Annotated in this window: 19 protein-coding genes; 6 read left to right on the forward strand and 13 right to left on the reverse strand. The window is 63.5% G+C overall.

The genetic code is table 11. The features are described from left to right. Positions 1–9: 9 nt before the first annotated feature. The 6 genes from trxA to ACIQTS_RS17365 all read right to left on the reverse strand — a co-directional run bounded on the left by trxA (position 10) and on the right by ACIQTS_RS17365 (position 4,426). Positions 10–354 carry a thioredoxin gene (gene trxA, locus ACIQTS_RS17340; protein ID WP_105658979.1) on the reverse strand — a complete coding sequence of 115 codons (345 nt, stop codon included), beginning with the start codon at positions 352–354 and terminating at the stop codon, positions 10–12. Next, positions 351–1,220 carry a sulfite exporter TauE/SafE family protein gene (locus ACIQTS_RS17345; RefSeq protein WP_402474097.1) on the reverse strand — a complete coding sequence of 290 codons (870 nt, stop codon included), beginning with the start codon at positions 1,218–1,220 and terminating at the stop codon, positions 351–353. Before ACIQTS_RS17345 ends, trxA begins: the two co-directional genes overlap by 4 nt. A 3-nt stretch (positions 1,221–1,223) precedes the next feature. Then, positions 1,224–1,763 carry a rhodanese-like domain-containing protein gene (locus ACIQTS_RS17350; protein ID WP_388026027.1) on the reverse strand — a complete coding sequence of 180 codons (540 nt, stop codon included), beginning with the start codon at positions 1,761–1,763 and terminating at the stop codon, positions 1,224–1,226. Positions 1,764–1,795: 32 nt separating this feature from the next. After that, positions 1,796–3,181 (reverse strand): rhodanese-like domain-containing protein, encoded by a 1,386-nt coding sequence (locus ACIQTS_RS17355; protein ID WP_388026030.1) that lies wholly within the window; start codon positions 3,179–3,181, stop codon positions 1,796–1,798. A gap of 119 nt (positions 3,182–3,300) precedes the next feature. Then, positions 3,301–3,753 carry a hypothetical protein gene (locus ACIQTS_RS17360; RefSeq protein ID WP_105658975.1) on the reverse strand — a complete coding sequence of 151 codons (453 nt, stop codon included), beginning with the start codon at positions 3,751–3,753 and terminating at the stop codon, positions 3,301–3,303. Between the two features lie 4 nt (positions 3,754–3,757). Continuing rightward, positions 3,758–4,426 carry a GntR family transcriptional regulator gene (locus ACIQTS_RS17365; protein WP_105662720.1) on the reverse strand — a complete coding sequence of 223 codons (669 nt, stop codon included), beginning with the start codon at positions 4,424–4,426 and terminating at the stop codon, positions 3,758–3,760. A gap of 130 nt (positions 4,427–4,556) precedes the next feature. On the opposite strand from ACIQTS_RS17365, the gene ACIQTS_RS17370 reads away from it, so the two are divergent. Next, positions 4,557–7,388: an FAD-binding and (Fe-S)-binding domain-containing protein gene (locus tag ACIQTS_RS17370; RefSeq protein ID WP_402474101.1), complete on the forward strand. Its 2,832-nt coding sequence runs from the start codon at positions 4,557–4,559 to the stop codon at positions 7,386–7,388. A gap of 122 nt (positions 7,389–7,510) precedes the next feature. On the opposite strand, the gene ACIQTS_RS17375 is transcribed toward ACIQTS_RS17370, so the two are convergent. Next, positions 7,511–8,971 carry an HNH endonuclease gene (locus ACIQTS_RS17375; RefSeq protein ID WP_402474102.1) on the reverse strand — a complete coding sequence of 487 codons (1,461 nt, stop codon included), beginning with the start codon at positions 8,969–8,971 and terminating at the stop codon, positions 7,511–7,513. Between the two features lie 334 nt (positions 8,972–9,305). On the opposite strand from ACIQTS_RS17375, the gene ACIQTS_RS17380 reads away from it, so the two are divergent. Further along, positions 9,306–10,778, forward strand: a complete 1,473-nt coding sequence (locus tag ACIQTS_RS17380) for an amino acid permease (RefSeq protein ID WP_332503508.1) — start codon at positions 9,306–9,308, stop codon at positions 10,776–10,778. Positions 10,779–10,899: 121 nt separating this feature from the next. Here ACIQTS_RS17380 and ACIQTS_RS17385 read toward each other — a convergent pair whose 3' ends face one another. The 5 genes from ACIQTS_RS17385 to ACIQTS_RS17405 all read right to left on the reverse strand — a co-directional run bounded on the left by ACIQTS_RS17385 (position 10,900) and on the right by ACIQTS_RS17405 (position 15,162). Further along, the gene (locus tag ACIQTS_RS17385; protein ID WP_359198782.1) at positions 10,900–12,405 is read right to left on the reverse strand and encodes a tripartite tricarboxylate transporter permease; all 1,506 of its coding nucleotides are present in this window, start codon (positions 12,403–12,405) and stop codon (positions 10,900–10,902) included. Continuing rightward, entirely contained in the window at positions 12,405–12,926 is a 522-nt protein-coding gene (locus tag ACIQTS_RS17390) for a tripartite tricarboxylate transporter TctB family protein (RefSeq protein ID WP_402474104.1), read from the reverse strand. Before ACIQTS_RS17390 ends, ACIQTS_RS17385 begins: the two co-directional genes overlap by 1 nt. Then, the gene (locus ACIQTS_RS17395; protein ID WP_402474106.1) at positions 12,916–13,293 is read right to left on the reverse strand and encodes a universal stress protein; all 378 of its coding nucleotides are present in this window, start codon (positions 13,291–13,293) and stop codon (positions 12,916–12,918) included. Before ACIQTS_RS17395 ends, ACIQTS_RS17390 begins: the two co-directional genes overlap by 11 nt. Positions 13,294–13,315: 22 nt before the next feature. After that, the gene (locus ACIQTS_RS17400) at positions 13,316–14,338 is read right to left on the reverse strand and encodes a tripartite tricarboxylate transporter substrate-binding protein (RefSeq protein WP_359198773.1); all 1,023 of its coding nucleotides are present in this window, start codon (positions 14,336–14,338) and stop codon (positions 13,316–13,318) included. Between the two features lie 155 nt (positions 14,339–14,493). Then, complete coding sequence (locus tag ACIQTS_RS17405) at positions 14,494–15,162, reverse strand: GntR family transcriptional regulator (protein ID WP_359198770.1); 669 nt, start codon at positions 15,160–15,162, stop codon at positions 14,494–14,496. 167 nt (positions 15,163–15,329) lie between these two features. Here ACIQTS_RS17405 and acnA point away from each other — a divergent pair, with 167 nt between their 5' ends. Genes acnA through ACIQTS_RS17425 form a run of 4 tightly spaced genes read left to right on the forward strand, consistent with a single transcriptional unit; the run spans position 15,330 to position 19,694 of the window. Continuing rightward, positions 15,330–17,978: an aconitate hydratase AcnA gene (gene acnA, locus ACIQTS_RS17410; protein ID WP_400291575.1), complete on the forward strand. Its 2,649-nt coding sequence runs from the start codon at positions 15,330–15,332 to the stop codon at positions 17,976–17,978. Beyond that, positions 17,975–19,210, forward strand: a complete 1,236-nt coding sequence (locus ACIQTS_RS17415; protein ID WP_402474110.1) for an NADP-dependent isocitrate dehydrogenase — start codon at positions 17,975–17,977, stop codon at positions 19,208–19,210. The genes acnA and ACIQTS_RS17415 overlap by 4 nt, the downstream gene beginning before the upstream one ends. Continuing rightward, the gene (locus ACIQTS_RS17420; protein WP_359198761.1) at positions 19,182–19,385 is read left to right on the forward strand and encodes a hypothetical protein; all 204 of its coding nucleotides are present in this window, start codon (positions 19,182–19,184) and stop codon (positions 19,383–19,385) included. Before ACIQTS_RS17415 ends, ACIQTS_RS17420 begins: the two co-directional genes overlap by 29 nt. A gap of 39 nt (positions 19,386–19,424) precedes the next feature. Beyond that, positions 19,425–19,694, forward strand: coding sequence for a hypothetical protein (locus ACIQTS_RS17425; RefSeq protein ID WP_402474114.1), 270 nt, complete (start codon positions 19,425–19,427; stop codon positions 19,692–19,694). Here ACIQTS_RS17425 and ACIQTS_RS17430 read toward each other — a convergent pair. Next, a complete protein-coding gene (locus ACIQTS_RS17430; protein WP_402474116.1) occupies positions 19,691–19,972 on the reverse strand; it encodes a hypothetical protein in 282 nt (93 codons plus the stop codon). The genes ACIQTS_RS17425 and ACIQTS_RS17430 overlap by 4 nt on opposite strands. Between the last annotated feature and the right edge of the window lie 38 nt (positions 19,973–20,010).

The raw sequence follows: 20,010 nt of genomic DNA on the forward strand, positions 1-20,010 counted from the left end.
GGTAGCGGGTTAGTCGTCTTCTGCAATTTCGGCATCCAGGTGTTTGAGTTGGACGAGCAACTGCTCCATAGCGCCAGAGCTCAACGCTCCGGGTTTTGAATGTACAAGTATCCCATCCTTGAACGCCATGAGCGTCGGTATGGATGCAATCCGGGCTGCCTGCGCCAAATCCGGCTGGGTTTCGGTATTCACCTTGGCGAAGGCGATTTCAGGATGCGCCGCGGATGCTTCGTCGAAAATCGGGGCAAAGCCGCGGCAAGGACCGCACCAAGGCGCCCAGAAATCCACGAGCACCAGCCGGTTCCTTGCGATGAACCCAGCGAAGTTCGAAGCTGACAATTCAAGCGGCTTCATCGGGTTTCTCCTTTCAGAACGAGCGGGCAGCGCGCCCCCATCGCCGGAATTTTGTTGCACAGCAGCACCAATGCGCCCGCGAGGGCTGCAACCGCAACTACGACCAGCCCGCCGGGAGCCGGCAGTTCCTGGCTGAGCACGAACACGCCCATGGCCAAGACGAAGTAGCCGAAACCCTTGCGCAAAGCGCGTTCGTCGATCCTGCGCGAAAGCCGTGCGCCGATCAACGAACCGAGGATCGCGGTGGTCGCCAGCCCTGCGGCCAGCGGCCAATCCAGTGCAACTGAATTCAACTGCCCGGCCAGGCCAGTGATCGAATTCAGGGTGATCGCCAGCAGGGAGGTGCCCACCGCCTGTTGCATGGACAGCCCGGCCAGCAAAGCCAGTGCAGGGACGAGCAGGAAACCGCCTCCGGCACCGACCAGGCCGGTGACCATGCCAATGCCCAAGCCGACCGGGGCGGACAGCCACAACGGCTGTGTTGCGCTGCCAGTGTTTTTCCGTCCGCGGATCATCCCGCGGGCACTGGCCAGCATGATGATCGCGAAACCGAGCATCAGCAGCTGGGCAGGGATCCCGCTGGCCAGCAGCCCGCCGCCAAAGGCGCCAAGCATGCTGGTGGCCGCGAAGACCATCCCCTGTTTCCAACGCACATTGGCCTTGCGGGCATGCGGGATCAGGCTCGTTGCCGAGGTCGCACCGACCACCAGCAGGGAGGTGGCGATCGCTTCCTTGGCGGGCAACCCGGCTACATAGCTGAGCAGGGGAACCATCAGGATTGAACCGCCGCCGCCGAACAGTCCCAGGGACAGCCCGACGATGCTCGCTAGTGCAAGGGCCAGAACCAGCAGCGGTCCGAACTCCATGGCCTACTTCTTTACTTTGTTCCAGGGCATCTTGCCCAAGAAGCTGATCATCGGGCAAGAATCCCGCAGGGCTGAGAACACCAGTCCGCCACCGATGGCCGCCGAAAGATAGGCGAACTTCGGGGAGATGAACTTCGCTCCGAGCAACCCGGCGAGCACCACGGAACCTGCGGTCATGCGCATCTGGCGGTCCAGCGCCCAACGCTGCACGCCGCGCACCATGGTGCCGCCGGCATTTTCGTAGGCGGTGACGCCGCCAAGCAGTACCGTGCTGTGCTCGATCTGCTGCTCCTGCAGGGCACGCTGCGCCTTGGAAGCACGGTTGCCGCTGTGGCAGATCAGCACCGGCTTGCCTGGAATCTTGGCGAGCACCTCGGTGGCGTTGGCGGTGAATTCTTCGAGCGGCACGTTGTACGAGCCGGGAATGTGGAGGGTTTCGAATTCGCCCGCGGTGCGCACGTCAATCAAGGCGAGGTCCGTGTCGGGGGCTTCCACCAAGCATCTAAGTGCTTCGGCGTCCATGGTGGTCAAAGGGGTAGTCATTGAATGCAGTTCAGCTTTCGTGGCGGGGGTGGCTAGTTGGCGAAGGAGGACCAGCCGAGGTAGCTGCCCTCAAGCTCGACGACGTTGTAGCCGGCATCGCGCAGTGCGCTGGCGGCCACGGCATTGCGCATGCCGCTTTGGCAGTAGGTGACGATGGTGCCGCCGGCGGGCAGCTGATCGAGATTCCACAACACCCGTCCGCCGGACAGCTGCTTGGCGCCCGGGATATGCCCGGCGGCGAACTCGGTCTTGTTGCGGACATCCAGCAGCATCTCGTACTCGAAATCGTCCAGCTGTGCCGGGGTGATCGACTTCGGCTTCACCGTTGGCAGGCCTTCCAAGCTGGTGGTGAAACCCTTGACCGCGTCGATGCCCACGCGCATTAGGTGGGCGCGGATCGTCGCGGCGTGTTCGCCGGTCTCGGCCAGCACGATCAGGGCGCGTTGGTCCTTTTCCGGATCGTAGGCCCAGGCGCCGAAGCTGGCGGTCTTCGCCGTACCCGGGATGGACAGCGCGCCGGGAACGGTGCCTGCGGCGATCTGGGTGTACCCACGGGTATCGACGAACACCGAGACCCCCGCCTCCACCTGCTGGAGGAGCTGCTGGACGGGTATTTCAGCTAGGGGGTCGAGCTGGCCCAGGATGGCTGGGCCCAGGCGGTTCTGCCGCTTCATGCGGCCGAAGTAGGCGTGGGCGTCAGGCTGGCCGTTGAGCAGTTCGGCGATGAAGCCGTCCTGGTCGTCGTTGGCCAGGTAGGTGCTCCACCAGGCGAACTCGCGTTCGTAGCCCAACGTGGTGGAAGGGACCGCGCCCAGCGCTTTGCCGCAGGCGCTGCCCGAGCCGTGGCCTGGATGCACCTGGATGTAATCGGGCAATTCTGCCAGGGTTTTCTTCAGCGAAGCAAAGAGATCGCGGGCGCCTTCGAAGCGGGTATCGACACCGCCGGCGGCCTCGTCCAGCAAATCCGGACGGCCTAGGTCGCCGGCGAAGATGAAGTCGCCGGAGAGCAGGTAGCCAGGGTCTTGGCTGAAGGCTCCGTCGGTGATGGCGTAAGCCAGGTGCTCCGGGGTGTGGCCCGGGGTGTGGCGGGCGGCGATGCGCAGGTTGCCCAGCGTGATGATATCGCCATCCATCAAACGTTCTGCCTCGAATCCGTACTGCCAATCTTTGCCGCCCTCGCCCGAAACGTAGCTGGTGGCGCCGGTGGCGGCGGCTAGTTCGCGGGTTCCGGAAAGGTAGTCGGCGTGGATGTGGGTTTCAGCGACGGCCGTGATGCGCATGCCGTGCTTGGCAGCCAGGGCAAGGTAGTCGGCGATGTCGCGGCGCGCGTCGACCACGAGAGCTTCGCCTTTGGCCTGGCAGCCGATGAAGTAGCTGGCCTGCGCGAGATCTTCGTCGTAGAGGCGTTCAAGCAGCATGGTTGGTTCCTTTCAAGGTGGATTGGAACCAGACTAGTCTATACCCCCGGGGGTATGTCAAAAATACGGGTGGGGGTATGTGCGGATGCCCGCAATGCCGCTAGGTGGGAAAGGTGTTTTTATGCCCGGGTGAAAGTGCGCAGCCAGCCGGTTAGCCGCAGCTGCTCCGCGGGGTCCAAGGTTGCCAATAGCTGCAGGGTGCCGTCGTCTGCGGGGCGCAGAATACCCAGGTGATCGGCTGGAACATCGGACATCGCCTCACCAGCCGGGGAATCGGGCGATGCGCTCGCCGCCCTGGAGATGAAGACCTCGTCGGGTGAACCGTTCCAACCCTCGAGGATCGAGATGGTGCCTTCCAGCAGGCGCAGGGCCTCGTGCGCGTGGATCCATGCGGTGGCATCCTTGGCAGCCAGCTCGAACCCGGCTTCGGGAACAATCTTGCGCAGGCCCGTGGCCAGGACGCGCGCTTTCGCGCTGAGCCCCTCGGCCTGGAAGGCGGCTACCGCATCCAGGCGCTGTGTCATGCGCGCGAAGTCCTGCTCAATGCTTTTCCTGCTTGCGAAAATGCCCATGCTCCTATCTTCGCCTACCTTGGGAAAGGCTGTCGAGGTGCTCGGCCAATCGGGTGCTGGCGCGGGAGAGGTGCTGGGCCAAAACCTCTGCCGCGCCCTGGGCATCGCCGGCGGCGATGCATTCGAGCAGGCGTTCATGTTCGCTGGCGATGTCCGCGGTGTTCAGCAGCGTTGCATCCTGGACGTGGGTCATGCACAGGCGGATCTCATCGCTGAGCTGGCCGTAGATTGCGCTGGTACGGGTCGAATCCAGGGCCTGGACCAGTGCGGAGTGGAAGCGGACATCCGGATTGACGATCTGGATCGGGGAAGCATCGCGCAGTGCGGTGATTTCGGCATTGGCCTCGCGTGCAGCTTCCGGGACCTGTCCGGTGCTGGCCAGCAGCCGCACGGCCTCTGCTTCGATGATGGCGCGGGTGCGGTAGATGTCGCGGGCGTCGGCGGATGAGAGCAGCGTGACTTTCGCGCTCTGATGCGCGTTGCGCGTCAGCAGGCCGCTGGCAACGAGGTTCTCCAGCGCGGCCTTGGCGGTTGGCCGGGCCACTTCATAGTGCGCGGCGACGTCCACTTCGCCCAGCGGGGTGCCGGGAGACAGTTCCCCGCTGAAAATCCGGGCACGCAGGGACTTGACGACGGCCTGAACCACGGAAACCACACCTAAACGGGCCGCCATCAGGGTCCTTTCGAGCCGCGGAAAATTTACCTAACAAGTATCCCATGAATAGTACTACTATGGCTTGTGTACTTGTAAGACAATTTCCGTATTCGGCAAGCGCCGCTTGCCAACTGCACAGGAGCGCACCATGGCATTGAGCACGCCAGCACTCGGAGAAACGACGGTTTCATCCGGCATCCTCGATCTGGTCGGCGACCAGGATCGCGTCAAGACCCGATCCATCGACCGCGTTGCCTACGCCTCGGATGCCTCGCACTACCTGTACACGCCGCAAGCTGTCGTGCTGGCCAAGGACGCCGCGGAAGTCTCCGCGCTGCTGGCTGCGGCCGCGCGCGGCAACCAGCCGGTCACCCTGCGCTCGGGCGGCACCTCGCTGGCCGGGCAAGCCAGTGGCGACGGACTGATGATTGATGTGCGCCGCAACTTCCGCGGCATCACCGTGCTCGATAACGGAGCGCGCGTGCGCGTGCAGCCCGGTGCCACCGTCCGCCAGGTCAACGCGCGCCTGGCCGTCTATGGCAGCAAGCTGGGGCCGGATCCGGCCAGCGAGGCGGCCTGCACCATCGGAGGCGTGATCGCGAACAACTCCTCGGGCATGGCCTGCGGCACCGAATTCAACACCTACCGCACCCTGGAATCCATGACTTTCGTGCTCCCCTCGGGCACCATGATCGACACCGCGGATCCACAGGCCGACCGCAAGCTGGCCGCCGCTGAACCGCAACTGGTCGCCACGCTGGACAAGCTGGGCCAGCGCGTGCGCAGCAACCCGGCCTCGGTCGCCAAGATCGAGAAGCACTTCGCGCTGAAGAACACCATGGGCTACGGCATTAACGCCTTACTGGACTACGACACCCCGGCAGAGCTGATGGCCCACCTGATCATCGGCTCCGAGGGCACCCTGGCGTTCGTCGCCGAGGCCGTCTTCCGCACCGTGCCAATCCGCAAGCTGGCCATCGCCACCTTGGCCGTCTTCGATAACCTGGATCTGGCCACCCGGGCGCTGCCTGAACTCGTGGATTCCGGCGCCGCCACCCTGGAACTGATGGATTCCACCTCGCTGCGCGTGGGCCAGTCGCTGCCCGGCGTGCCGGATGCCATCATGGGCTTCGACGTCGACCAGCAGGCCGCCTTGCTGGTCGAATACCATGCGGACACCGAAGAGGAACTGGCCGGGCTGCGCTCCGCTGGCCAGTCGCTGCTCGACGCATCGGCATTGCGCGCCCCAGCGGTGCTGTCCCCAGAAGCGAAGAACCGCCAGGCCGCGTGGAAGTTCCGCAAGGGCCTGTATGCTTCGGTAGCCGGTGCCCGCGCCACAGGCACCACCGCGCTGCTCGAAGACGTCGTGGTCCCGGTAGAGTCCCTGGCCGAAACCTGCGACAGCCTGCAGGAGCTGTTCACCGAGTACGGCTACGCGGATTCGGTGATCTTCGGCCACGCCAAGGACGGCAACATCCACTTCATGCTCACCGACCGTTTCGAAGGCGATGCGGCGTTGAACCGGTACAACTCCTTCAACGACAAGATGGTCCAGCTGATTCTGGACAAGGACGGCAACCTCAAGGCGGAGCACGGCACCGGCCGCGCCATGGCGCCGTTCGTGCGCGCGCAGTACGGCGATGAGCTCTACGAGGTGCACCTGGAGCTGAAAGCCGCCTGCGACCCGCGCCTGATGATGAACCCCGGGGTGATCATCGACGAAGACCACGCCGCGCACATCCGCAACATCAAGCTCAACGAGACCATCGAGATCGAGGCCGACCACTGCGTGGAATGCGGCTATTGCGAGCCGGTCTGCCCGTCCAAGGACCTGACCCTGACCCCGCGCCAGCGCATCGTCGTGCGCCGGGCCATCGCCAAGGCCGAGGCCGAGGGCAACGCCGAGCTGGCGGCCGAACTGGAGCGCGACTACGAATACAACGGCGTGCAGACCTGTGCCGTGGACGGCATGTGCGTCACCGCCTGCCCGGTGGGCATCAACACCGGCCTGCTGGTCAAGCGCCTGCGCCGCGAAGACGCGCACCCGGTCCTGGAAGCCGGCTTCAAGGCCGCAGCCAAGGGATGGGGACCTGCCACGCGCGCTGGTTCGCTGGCCCTGAGCATCGCCGATAAATTCCCTGCTTCGCTGGTCCGCGGTGCCACCGATGCTGCGCGCAAGTTGGTCAGCACCGACACCATGCCACGTTACGATGCCGACCTGCCCGGCGGTGGCAAGGCGCGCAAGCCCATGGCCGGTAACTTGGGTGCAGCTGGCACCGAGCCGCTGGCCATCTACCTGCCAGCCTGCGTGAATTCGATGTTCGGCCCTGCAGGAGATGGGGAAGGAGTTGCCCCGGCGTTCACCAAGCTGCTGCACGCTGCTGGCGTCTCGGTTTACGTCCCCGAGGGCATTGAATCCACCTGCTGCGGTACCCCGTGGACTTCCAAGGGCTACGAACAGGGCCATGAGGTCATGGGCCAGCGCGTGCTGGAAGAAGTCCGTGCGGCCATGCCGGGCAAGGTCCTGCCGATCATCTCCGATGCCTCCAGCTGCACCGAAGGCTTTGCGCATACCCTGGCCGAGCATGGCTACGAAGTGGTTGACCTGCTGGCGTTCACTTCGCAGCACTTGCTGGAGAAGCTGCCAGCGCTCGAGAAGATCTCCTCGGTCACCTTGCACCCAACCTGCTCGTCCACGCAGATGGGCCTGAACCCGGACATGCAGAAGATCGCAGAGGCTGTGGCAGATACCGTGAACACCCCGGTGAACTGGGGCTGCTGTGGTTTTGCCGGTGACCGCGGCATGCTGCATCCGGAGCTGACCGAGTCGGCTACCGCTCGCGAAGCTGCCGAGGTTCGTGAACTGGATGCGCAGGAACACGCTTCGTGCAACCGCACCTGTGAACTGGGCATGACCCGTGCGACGGGCAAGGAATACCGCCACATCGTTGAACTGCTGGCAGACGCCGCCAGCAAGTAGAGGTCGGAGCAAAGCCGCTTGGAAAGTAGTTTCCAGGCGGCTTTGTCGCAGGATGCTGCGCAAAGCCGGTGGCGTCGAGCGGCATTAAGCCATGAGTACGCGCAATGGTTGCTTGCCGGGAGTCAGGCTGCGATGTCTTCAGGGCCATCCTTGGGCTTCAGCCGTTCCTTGAGCTGCTGTATCCATTTCGAGTCGCGTCTCAATTGCGGGAACGGCTTGTGCGCGTAGCCCGTAGCTGGCGGCGCGGTGGACTTGTAGGACATCGCCGAGCCGGGACAGATCATGATGGTGTGGCCGTTGCCGTAGGTCGTGTATTCGTACCAGCCGGCGGCTTCCTTGGCCTTGTTGCAACTAGCGCAGCGGCCATCGCCGTTGAAGACGGTGCTCCTGCCTCCGCGGGCGTATTGCTTGACGTGGTCTATTTCCTCCACGATGCCGTCGCAGAACGGGGTGCGGCAGTGCCGGTCGCGGATCGCGATGAACTTCTTGAGCTTTTCCGGGAAGATCCGGGCTTTGGAGTCCATGGCGATCAGGTCCTGGTCGCCGGGTGCGGTGTAGAGGCGGGCGAGTTCGGTGCGCACGTCGAGCTGTTCGATCAGCTCCGTGGTGGGTTTGGCGTCCATTTGGTCGAAGGTCAGGCTGTTGGGGATCTGGTGCCCGCTGATCCATTCGCGTACGCTCTGGGCGGGGATGAAGCCGTAGCCTTCCAGATAGGCTGGTTCGCGTTCGCCGGCGAACAGGGCCCGGTCGGTCATGACTACTGCGACTTGCAGGGCGATGGGCATTTTGGAGGGTTCGCCGACCATCATGTAGCTGAAGAGCAGGTCGGCGCGGATCTGGGTGCGGGTGCGGGGGTCGCCTTTTTTGCGCAGGGTTTTGGATTCTTCGTCGAGGTAGCGTTTGAGGCACATGCCCTGCAGCAGGGGGTATTCGCCGTGGATGATGATGCGGCCGTGCTGGTCGTCGATTTTCAGGGTGAGGTTGCGTTGCTCTTCGACGGTTTTCTGCTTGATGGAGTCGGGGTCGGAGATGTAGGCCAAGGCGAATTTTCGGACTGTTTCCTTGATTTGGGTGGTGCCCATGGATTCGAACATGTGCGGGTTCTGGGCGTAGAGCTGGTCGAATTCGGTGCGGCGCTGGGGTTTGAGGTCTTGGAGCGGGGTGAGGATGGCTTGGGTTTGGGCTTCGGTGAATTCGCCGCGGGCGCAGGCGGCGGCGAGGTTCGGGGTGTCTTCGAAGAGGATGCGGCAATTGACCAGGTAGTTGCGCATGCCGTGCGGTGATTGCTTGCGGGCCAGGGCGACGCAGGCGGCTGCGCCGCGGGTTTGGTCATCGAGGTGGACGCCGCGTTCTTCGTGGTCGCGGACGTATTCTTTTTCGATTTGGTGGGCGAGGCAGGCCTGCTTGCAGCGTGCTGCGGAGATGAGGGCTTCCAGCAATTCGATACCGTGGGCGCAGTCGGCTTTGCTGCCGTGTTCCTCGAGGGCGGAGAGGTCGTTTTGCACGGTTTGGACGTGGAGGTCGAATTCCTCGGGGGGTGCTGGTGGGGTGAGGCTGTTTCCGTGCGCCTTTGCTTCGGACATGTTCGAATCATACTTCGCTTGTTCGAATATGTCTTCTAATAGTGTGGAAAACTTCAGGGGTTTTCGATAGGCGAGAGCGCGCGAAGCGGAATGAAATGCATAAATATGCATTCCTGATCATGAAATCCATCTCAAAAGCTGACTGCCGAGCGATGCGCAAATACGGCTAATGCCCAAGAAGAAGCGGGAATTAGTGCGAACCCGCCGGATTCCTGAAAAGTCGGGACCAGCTGGATTATGACATGATATTCCAGTTCAGAACTTCCACGCGCAGCGCCCGGCCGCATCCTAGGCAGGGGCGAGGCAGCACCACCATTTCCCTTGAGGATCCGCGATGAACCGCAAACCGTCCGTGAGCTCCAGTCCGGCCACCCTGCTGGGCGCGCAGCTGCGCCGCCGCAAGTCGATCACGAATATGATCGCCGAAGCGGAAACCAATGCAGGGGCAGGCCAGCTGCGCCGCACCTTGGGCATGTGGCAGCTGACCATGATCAGCGTCGGCGCCACCATGGGCACCGGCATCCTGGTGATCCTCGGCGATACCGTGCCGATCGCCGGTCCGGCCATCTGGATCTCGTTCGTGATCGCGGGCATTACCGCGCTGCTTTCGGCGGTGTCCTATGCCGAAATGGCCGGCATGGTTCCGGTTTCCGGCTCCAGCTATTCCTATTCCTATGCCACCATGGGCGAAGGCATCGCCTGGATCTGCGGCTGGTGCCTGGTGCTCGAATACGCGGTGTCGGTGGCTGCGGTGGCCGTGGGATCGGGCCAGTACGTGAACGAAACGTTGCGCACCTTCGGCATGGAGCTGCCCGAGCTGCTGGCTGGCGGCCCGGCCGACGGCGGAGTGGTGAACCTGCCGGCGCTGATCGTCGTCGCACTGGCCACCTTGCTGCTGGTGCGCGGGGCGCGCGAGTCGGCCATCGTGAACTCGATCGTCGTGGCCATCAAGGCCGGCATCCTGCTCTTCTTCTCGGCCGTCGCCTTCAGCGCCTTCAATGCGGGCAACTTCGAGCCGCTGCTGCCAATGGGCGCCGCCGGCGTGACCGCGGCGGCATCGAGCGTGTTCTTCTCCTATATCGGCTTCGACGCCGCCTCGACGGCCGGCGAGGAAGCCAAGAACCCGAAGCGCGACCTGCCCCGGGCGATCATGCTCTCCATGCTGATCGTGACCATCAGCTACGTGCTGGTGGCCGTTTCGGCGATCGGCGCGCGCGAATGGAACTGGTTCGAAGGCGCACAGGCGCCGCTGGTGCAGATCATCGGCGAACTGACCGGGCAGCCGATCTTCGTGCTGGTCTTCGCGGTCGCCGCCGTGCTGGCCATCGCCTCGGTAGTGCTCACCGTGCTCTACGGCCAGACCCGCATCCTGCTGGCCATGTCGCGCGACGGGCTGGTGCCCGCGGTGTTCGGCAAGGTCTCGGCCCGCACCGGCACCCCGGTCGCCGGCACCTGGATCACCGGCATCCTGGTGGCGGTCACGGCCGGGTTCATCCCGCTGGGCGCACTGGCCGACGCCACCAGCATCGGCACGCTGTTCGCCTTCGCGCTGGTGGGCGCCTCGGTGATCTACCTGCGCAGAACCCAGCCCAAGGCCGAGCGCACCTTCCGCGTGCCGCTGTACCCGCTCACCCCGATCCTGGGCATCTTCGCTTGCCTGTTCCTGATGAGCCAGCTCGGTTGGCATACCTGGCTGGTGTTCATCATCTGGATGATCGTCGGCGCAGCGCTCTACCTTGGCTACGGCCGGCGCCGTTCGCGCCTGGGCCAGATGAGCGCGCAGGACTACGCGGCCAGCCACCTGTAGAACCGCAGGCGGGGGCCCAGGACACATCACCGCGCACCGCCTGGCTCCCCGGGCGCGCTTGGCCGCAGCGCACGAACCGATGGAACTTGGCGTGCAGCCGGGAAATCCCAAAGCGTTGCAGCTACACGTCCTGGCGGCGCGGGGAAGCGATCCGGCGCCACAGGCTGTAGCCGATCATCGCCGCCAGCAGCGCATACAGGGTGATCGTGATCCCCGAACCGAGCAGGATCGACAATTCGCCGCCGCTGGACATCAGCGCATTGCGCAGGCTGGTTTCGGCCAGCGGGCCGAGCACCACGCCGATCATCACCGGAGCCAGCGGGTATCCGTAGCGGCGCATCAAGAATGCGACGAAACCGATGGCCAGCACCAGCAGCAGGTCGATCACCGAGGCGCCGGTGGCATAGACGCCCAGCCCGCAGAACACCGTGATGCCGGCGAACAGGTGAGGCTTGGGAATCAGCAGCAGCTTGGCCCACATCGGCGCAAAGGGCAGGTTCAGCACCAGCAACATCACCAGACCGACAAAAAGGCTGGCCAGCAGTGCCCACACCAGATCGGCGTTGCGCTCGAAAAGCATCGGGCCGGGCTGCAGGCCGTATTGCTGGAAGGCGGCGAGCATGATTGCGGCCGTCGCCGAGGTGGGGAGTCCCAGGGCCAGCAGTGCGCCCATGGCGGTGCCGCTGGTGGCATTGCCCGCGGCTTCAGGGGCGGCCACGCCGCGGATCGCGCCGGTGCCGAACTTGGGTTGGCGGCGCTTGCGGTCAAGCTGCCGTTCGGTGCCGTAGGCCAGGAAGGTCGGGACCTCGGCGCCGCCTACCGGGATCACTCCGAAGGGCACGCCGAAAGCGGTGCCTCGCAACCAGGCAGGGATTGCCTCGCGCACTTCGGAGCGCGAAAGGTAGGGACGGCCAGCCACGGAGATGGCGGTCAGCTTCTCATCGCGGTGGATGCGCGAGGCCACATGCAGCACTTCGCCCAGGGCCAGCACTCCGACGGTGATCACAATGATGCTCACCCCGTCGAAAAGCTGGGGCACATTCGCGGTGAAGCGCGAGGCGCCGGAAATGCCGTCGATGCCGACCACGGCCAGGGCCAAGCCCACCAGGAGCGAGGCCAGCCCCTTCAGCGCCGAATCGGAGACCACCGAGGCGGTGGCAATGAATGCGAAGATCGCCAGGGCGAAGTATTCGGCCGGTCCGAAGAACACGGCGATTTCCGCCAACTTCGGGGCGAAGAAGACCACCATGGTGGTGGCGATCAATCCCCCGACAAAGGCGCCGATGGCGCTGGTGGCCAGTGCCTGGGGCGCTCGCCCGTCCTTGGCCATGCGGTGACCCTCGAAGGTCGTGGCAATGGCGGTGGAACCGCCGGGGGTATTCATCAGGATGCCCATGGTGGAGTCGCCGAACAGACCGCCAAAGTAGACTCCGGCGAACATGATGAAGGCGCCGACCGGATCGAGCGAGAAGGTCATCGGCAGCAGCAGGGCCACTGCCATGGAGGATCCCAGGCCGGGAAGCACGCCCACGGCGGTGCCCAACAGGGCTCCGATGAACACCCAGAGCAAGTTCATCGGGGTCAGCGCCTGGCCGAAGCCTTCGAGCAGCAGGTTCATCGATTCCATTAGCCGATCAGTCCTTCCAGAATGCCGCTAGGCAGATTCAGTCCGAGTGCCGCGCCGAAGGCCAGCTGGATGGCGGAGGCGAATACCACGGCGATGCCCAGGTCCCTGGCGCGGTTCTTGCTGCCCAGAGCAAAGGCAACGGTCCAAAACAGGAGGCTGGCACTGATCAGCCAGCCGGCGGGAACCAAGAGCAGGGCGAAAGCCAGGAAGCCTGCGGCGACCAGTGCCACGGTTTTCCAGTCGGAATAGCTCCGGTAATCTTGCCGATCAGCGGCGACGGGTTCCGGGGTGCGCACCAATTGAACGGTTAGCAGCGCTGACAGAACGAAGATCGCGACGATGATCAGGATCGGGAAGAATTTGGGTCCCGGCTGCTTGGCGCCGTCGGGCACCTCCATGGTGATGACGCCGACGCTCAGGTAGATTCCCAGCAGCACGAGGATTCCCGGCAGGACCAGTCCGCTGCGCCCGGTGCCGGGAGAGGTCCGGTGTGGGGCCTGAAGGGCAGCTTCAGTGTTCATCGTCGTCCGCCTTTACGCTCAGTACCGGGATGCTGGCACCGAGGATCACGGCCTGGGCATCGGAACCCATCAGCATTTTCCCTACCCGCGAGCGGGAGCGTACGCCGATGACGATCAGCTGGGCATCCAGTTCGTTGCCCAGGTCGACCAGTTCGTCGGCGGCACGCGGAGAATTGGCGCGAGGCTGCACGAAGCGCGCCCTGCCTTGCAGCCGCTCGGCCAGTTCCGCGTTCGGCCAACTCTCGCCGTTACGGGCGAAGAGCGGGAAGAGCGCAACCTCGGTGCGGGCCAGTTCGGCGGCGGCCAGGCCATGCCGCAGGGCGGCGGCGCCCTCGGCGGTGTGGGTGTATCCGACCAGAATGGTCATGGTGTCTCCAATATCTTCGGGGCTAGTAGCCGAGCTCATTCCAGATGGCGTCAACGCTTTGGCGTTCGGATTCGAGGAAGTCCTCGAATTCCGGTCCGGTCAGGAAGGTGTCGGCCCACTGGTTGCGTTCCAGGGCGTCGGCCCATTCAGGGGTCTTGACGGTTTCGGCGACGATTTGCTGGAGCTCTCGGACGTTCTCGTCACTCAGGCCGGGAGGCGCGACGATTCCACGCCAGTTAGTCAGCTCGATGTCGTAGCCCAGCTCTTTGAGGGTGGGCACCCCGGTGGCCTGGACCGGTTCGGGAGCGGAGACGGCCAGCGCCCTGAGTTTTCCTGCTTCGATCTGGTCGGCGAAGTCCACCCAGCCGGAGACCGAGGCCTTGATGGTGCCGCTGAGCAGGCTGGTGGCCAGTTCGCCACCGCCTGAATAGGCGATGTAGTTCACCGTGGTGGGCTTGATGCCGGCCTGCTGGGCCAGCTGGGTGATGATCATCTGATCGACGCTGCCCAGGGAGCCGCCGCCGAAGGCGAAGGAATTGGGATCCTCGGCCCAGTCGGTGACCAGTTCGTCCACCGAGTCATAGGGGGAGTCGGCGGGCACCACCAAGACGTCGTAGTCATCGGTGAGCCGAGCGATCGGGGTGACATCCTGGATGGTCGTTTCCGAGCCGTTGATGTTGACGGCTCCGAGCATCGTGATGCCCATGACCATGAGGCTGGATTTCTCGCCGTCCATGCCGGCGAATTTGTTCAGCCCGATGGTGCCGCCGGCGCCGGGGATGTTGACGACCTGGGCGTTATTGACGATTGATTGCGCGCGCATGGCCTGCTGGGCTTCGCGGGCTGCTCCATCCCAACCGCCCCCGGCGCCTGCCGGGGCGATAAGGGTCAGCTGGGCTCGTGCGTTATCGCCGTTGCCGCCGCTGGCCGCGCTGAAGGCCGCCCCGGCGACCACCGCGGCGCCAGCCAAGAGGGCCAAGCAGCGAAGTGCTGTTCGCAGGGGTGGCGGGAGGATCGTGCGCCGCCGGGTGCTGTCAAGAGTCATTCTGATCCTTTCGCGTCCGAGTGCGAGGACCCGGCCGGATATTACAAATTATAAATTATAGTTAATGACCATATGTTGTGACCCATGTCATGTCAAGGTGCTGGCGGAGGGCAAGAAAATACCCCCGGCGCCTTGGGCGCCGGGGGTATTCGGGGCTAGGGGGCTTCGGAGCCCAGGGCGTCAATCGCCCTGCGGCCGAGGCTCCCTTGTACGTGCCGGGCCATTTCTTCTTCGGCCTTGGCTGCATTGCCGGCAGTCACTGCCTTGAGAATGCGCTCATGCTCTGCGGCCACGCGCTTCTTGTCCGCAGCCGAATCCTTCCGCGCGGACAATCCCACCTGGCGGTACCGGTCGGCCTTGTCCCATAGCGATTCAAGCATGCGGATCAGCAGGTCGTTATGCGAGGCCGCATAGATCGACCGGTGGAACTCGCGGTGCGCGGCAAGTGCTTCGAGGTCGGGATTCTGCGCCAACGGACGCATCTTCTCGGCCGCCGCCTTCATGCGGGCGATGTCGCTGTCGGTGCGGTGGGCCGCCGCCAAGGCGGCGGCCATGGGATCCAGCCGTTCGCGCACCTGGAAGAGGTTGGTCGCCTCCCGGGCAGTCAGCGGCGCAACCTTGGCGTTGCGGTGGGCGTCGATGATAATCAGCCCCTCGGCTTCCAGCTTGCGCAGCGCTTCGCGCATCGGGGTCAGGCTGACACCAAGATCGGCGGCGAGCTGCGATTGCGCCAAGGCTTCGCCCGGAGGTAGTTCCCCGCTCATGATCAGCCCCCTGACGCTCTGATAGGCGTAGGCATTCTTGGTCAGGGCAGCTTGGCTCACGGGTGGCCTCTTTCGAAGTGCAGGGTTTCAGCGATGCACCATTTATAGAGTGCAGCGTCCTTTTTGTAAATGTTAGTCGGTGGGTGCGCTGGGCAAATGGAGGGTGTTGGGTCTGGCGTGGACGTGCGGTACGATTTTATAAATTATAAAAATGAGGGGAGAGGCGAATGCCTTCGCAGAACCAACGGCGCATCACAACCTTCGCATCGGGCGGCAAGAGCTATTCGGCCACCGATCTGAGGGCGGCACTGGGTGCAGAATTCAGCCGGCTTCCCGTCGTGCTCAGGCTGCTGGCAGAAAATACCTTGCGCCGTTCCAGCGTGGAGGAAAGTGCCAGGACCACAGCCAACCTCAAGGATTGGCTGCAGGAGTGCAGATCCGAGGCCGAGCTGGAATACTGGCCGCACCGCATCTTGATGCATGACACCACGAGCACTCCCGCCCTGGTAGATATCGCCGCCATGCGCGACTCGTTGGCCGAGGTCGGGATCGACCCGAGTACATTGAACCCGCAGTTGCAGGTCGAGGTGTCCATCGACCACTCGCTCGCCGTCGAGGACTACGGCCGTGACGACGCTGCACCGCGCAATCTCGCCCATGAGTACCGGCGGAACCAGGAGCGCTACCAGTTCCTGAAATGGGCCCAGCAGTCAATGGATACGGTCAACGTCAACCCGCCCGGAACCGGGATCATGCATACCCTTAATCTGGAGCAGCTGGCTACCGTGGCTCATCCTGACTTTGAGCATTCGGGGGATCCGTCAGCTCCGCTCATCGTCCCTGACATGATGATCGGCACCGATTCGCACACTCCGATGGTCAACGCCTTGGGCGTCCTGGGCTGGGGCGTCGGCGGACTCGAGGCGCAGACGGTCATGTTCGGCCTGCCCACCACCTTGCGCATCCCCGACGTCATCGGTTTCCGGCTGACCGGAGAAATGCCCGCGGGAGCTACCGCCACCGATCTGGCGCTGACCATCACCCATCTCATCCGTGAACGAGGGGCCAGTGGCGAATTTGTCGAGTTCTTCGGGCCGGGGGTGAGCAGCTTGTCGGCCGGGGAAAGGGCAGTAGTTGCGAACATGGCACCGGAATACGGTGCGAGCACCGGCTACTTCCCTGTGGACCAGCAGGTTCTCGACTATCTGGCGCAAACCGGGCGCCCGCGCGAGCAGATCCAATTGGTGCAGGATTACTATCAGGCAACTGGCCTCTGGTTCGACCCGCAGGGGGAGCCGGAATATACCGACGTTCTGGAGCTGGATCTGTCGCAAGTCCGGCTCAGCGCTGCCGGTCCACGCCGCCCGCAGGATCTGATGGAGATATCCAGGATGCCGCAAGCCCTGGAGAGCGAGGCCCGGGGTGTCGAGGAAGATGCAGGTGCGTTGCCCCGGTTCGCCATTGCGTTGGCGGCAATCACCAGTTGCACCAACACTACGGACCCTAAATTGCTGATCGCCGCCGGACTAGTCGCCCGCAAGGCACGAAAGCACGGTCTGAAGGTTCCGCCATGGGTGAAGACCTCGCTGGCCCCGGGTTCGCCGGCGGCCATGAGCTACTTGCGCAGGTCTGGACTTCTGGAGGACCTTGGCTACGCCGGATTCGATGTGGTGGGCTTTGGATGCACCACGTGCATCGGCAACTCCGGGCCGCTCAGCGAACCTGTTGTCCGGGAACTGTCGGCCGCTGCAATTCGGCCGGTCGCGGTCCTTTCCGGGAATCGGAATTTTGCCGGCCGTATCCATCCGGACTTGGATCTGGGGTTCTTGGTCTCCCCGCCGTTGGTGGTGGCCTTTGCGCTCGTTGGGCGCGCCGACGTTGACCTGATGACCTACGAATTTACCCCGGATAATGCCGGCGGCAATCAGATCCAGCTTGCTGATCTGTTGCCGACCCGGGAGGAAGTCCAGGAGGCGTGGAAGCTGGGGCATGATGCCCAGGACTTCGCACGCGACTTCAAGATCGCCACCACCAGCGTCTTGTGGTCGAAACTTGATGCCCCGCAGGGTGCCCAATTCCAATGGAGCGAGGATTCCAACATTCTGCGTCGCCCGCCCTTCGCCGCAGTAGATGAAGGCAACCAGCTCGGAGAGTTTGCTGCGCACCCGCTGCTGGTGCTTGGCGACGATGTCACCACGGACCACATCTCGCCAGCCAGCGCGATACCTGCGGACTCGCTCGTTGCCGACTATCTTGTCTCACGCGGAGAGGAACGGGGAGATCTGAATGTCTTCGCATCCCGACGAGGAAACTTCGAAGTGATGGTGCGTGGCGGATTCCATGCCAAGAATCTCGTCAACAAGCTCGGAGAAAACCTGCCAGTGGCTCATACCGTCCACGCTGGAACCGGGGACGTGGTCCCGCTGACCGAAGCCGCCAGAAGGTACCGCCACCAAGGGAAGAGTGCCGTCATCATTGCCGGGGAACGCTATGGAACCGGCAGTTCGCGGGATTGGGCGGCCAAGGTGCAGCGGCTGCTCGGTGTGCGCGCGGTGCTGGCAGGAAGCTTCGAACGAATCCACCGCTCCAACCTGATTGGCATGGGAGTAGTGCCGTTGCGGGTCCCTAACCACGTCAAAGCCCAGTTGCAACAGGTATGCGCCGAGGACCTGATTGAAATTGCGGTTCAGCCTGCGGCCATCGCGGTGCACGCAACGGTGCCGGTCAAGATCCAGTTCTCCGGCGGAAGCGTTCTCGAATTCGAAGCCTGCCTGGCCGCTGAAACAGAACTGGACCTGGCCTTGCTGCGGGCAGGCGGAGTCATTCCGCACCTGCTGGCCAAGACCCAAGCGCAATTTCAAGGGGCCGCGCGGTGAAAAATACCAATGAACCAAGCGTGATCGTGGAAATCCGTGGCGACGAGGCGGCCAACGAGATGTTCTCCTTGGTGCGCGAACGGATTATCAAGCCTCTCGTTGACGTTTCGCTGCACAGCTTCGACCTGTCATTGGCCAACCGGGAAGCGACTTCTGATGCCATTACCTTGCAGGCCGCCGCGGCGGTGATGAAGCATCGGGCCGCCGTGAAGTGCTCGACCATCACACCCACAGCCGCACAAGTCGAGAACTACGGGTTGAGCCAACGCTGGAAATCGCCCAACGCGACCTTGCGCAAGGCTCTGAACGGCGTCATTTTCCGGGAACCGATTGTGCTGGACTCTGTGCCGCGGATCGTGCCTGGCTGGGAAGCACCGATTGTTGTCGCCCGGCATGCCAACGCTGATCAGTACCAGGCTGCCGACTTCACGGTGTCCGGTGCGGGCAGCCTCCGCCTGAGCTTCATACCTTCTGATGGCTCGGCGCCGCTGATCAAAGAGGTCACAACTTTTGGATCCGATGGCGGTGTGGCCCTGGGCATGTACAACAACATGGACTCCATTCGAACCTTCGCACGAGCCTGTTTCCAGCAAGCACTGCGTTTAGGGCTTCCGCTGTATTTTTCGACAAAGCACACCGTGCTCAAGGAGTACGACGGAGCTTTTGTCGAAGCATTCGAAGCTGTCTACCGGGCCGAGTTCACGCACCTCTTCGCCCGGGCCGGGCTCAGCTATGAGCATCGGCTGATCGACGACATGGTGTCCTTTGCGATCAAGAGCTCTGGCGGTTTCTTATGGGCGCTGAAGAACTACGACGGTGATGTCCAGGCCGACATCGTTGCCCAAGGGTTTGGCTCGCCGGGCCTGATGGCCTCGGTATTGGCAGGAGAGGACGGCAAAACCTGTCTGTTTGAAGCGGCCCACGGAACCGTGGCCCGGCACTACAAGCGGTGGGCCAAAGGAGAAGTGCTCGGCGCCAATCCCGTGGCCACCATTGCCGCATGGAGCCGCGCCCTCGAACATCGGGGGGCTTTGGACTCAAATGATGAACTGGTGGAGGCGGCCCGGACTATCGATGCCGCGATACGGCAGACCGTTGCAGACGGAGTGATGACTGCGGATCTTGCAGACTTGGTGGGTGGCCAAAGTCGGGTGGGGACCGCCGAGTTCATTGACGCGGTAGCTGGCAAATTGAGTTTCCACCGTGGGCGAGCTGTTGGGCAAGCAGATTGAAACGGAGTTCCCCGACGGGGATTCCCTGCACCCGAAGCGGAACATTGAGAAGTTGTCCGCGGATACCCCGCTGGACGATGCAGACCGCGAGCCGTGGCTTGGCGAAATCGGCAACCGGTTAGCTGCCGCGGGCCAAGTCAAGGCGCTGGTCATTGCGTGTTCCGCGTTGAAATGAAAGTACCGCGACCAGATCAGGCAGCAGGCGCCGGAAACGGTGTTCATCCATATGCACGGCAGCTTCGAGCTGCTGGCCAAGCGCATGGCCGATCGCACCGGACACTTCATGCCCGTGGAGCTGCTTAAATCGCAATTCGCAGCACTTGACGAGCTCCAGGCCGATGAACGACATGTAGTGCTGGATATTGCGGCCTTGCCGAAACAGCTGGTGAACCGCGCCGCCGCATGGTTGGCCAACGGCGAGCCAAGTTCCGCGAAGTTGGGGGAGGGTGCGGCTTTCCGTACCGCCCCCAGCTCTGGCGCCTAGATTTCGCAGGTTTCGGCGGGCGCGTTGCGCATCAATCCGCGCTCGGCCACCAGCGTGCTGATGAGCAGAATGGCGGCGGCCGCGTTCCAGGGAACGAGCGGCAAGTAGCCTTCTGGCGGCAGGTCGGAAAGCAGCCAGCGGGTTACCAGGAACGTGGCCAATCCCAGCGCAAGCGAAATGGCGAATGCGATGCCCCGGTGTTTCTTGGAGACGCCCTGCCACGCGGGGATTGATCCGTCGGCAGGTGCCTCAGAGGTGATTCCCAAGAACTTCAGCATGCGTTCCTTCTCGATAATGTCCGATAGTTGTCATATAA

Source organism: Glutamicibacter sp. NPDC090743 (assembly GCF_044769125.1).
GTDB lineage: Bacteria > Actinomycetota > Actinomycetes > Actinomycetales > Micrococcaceae > Glutamicibacter.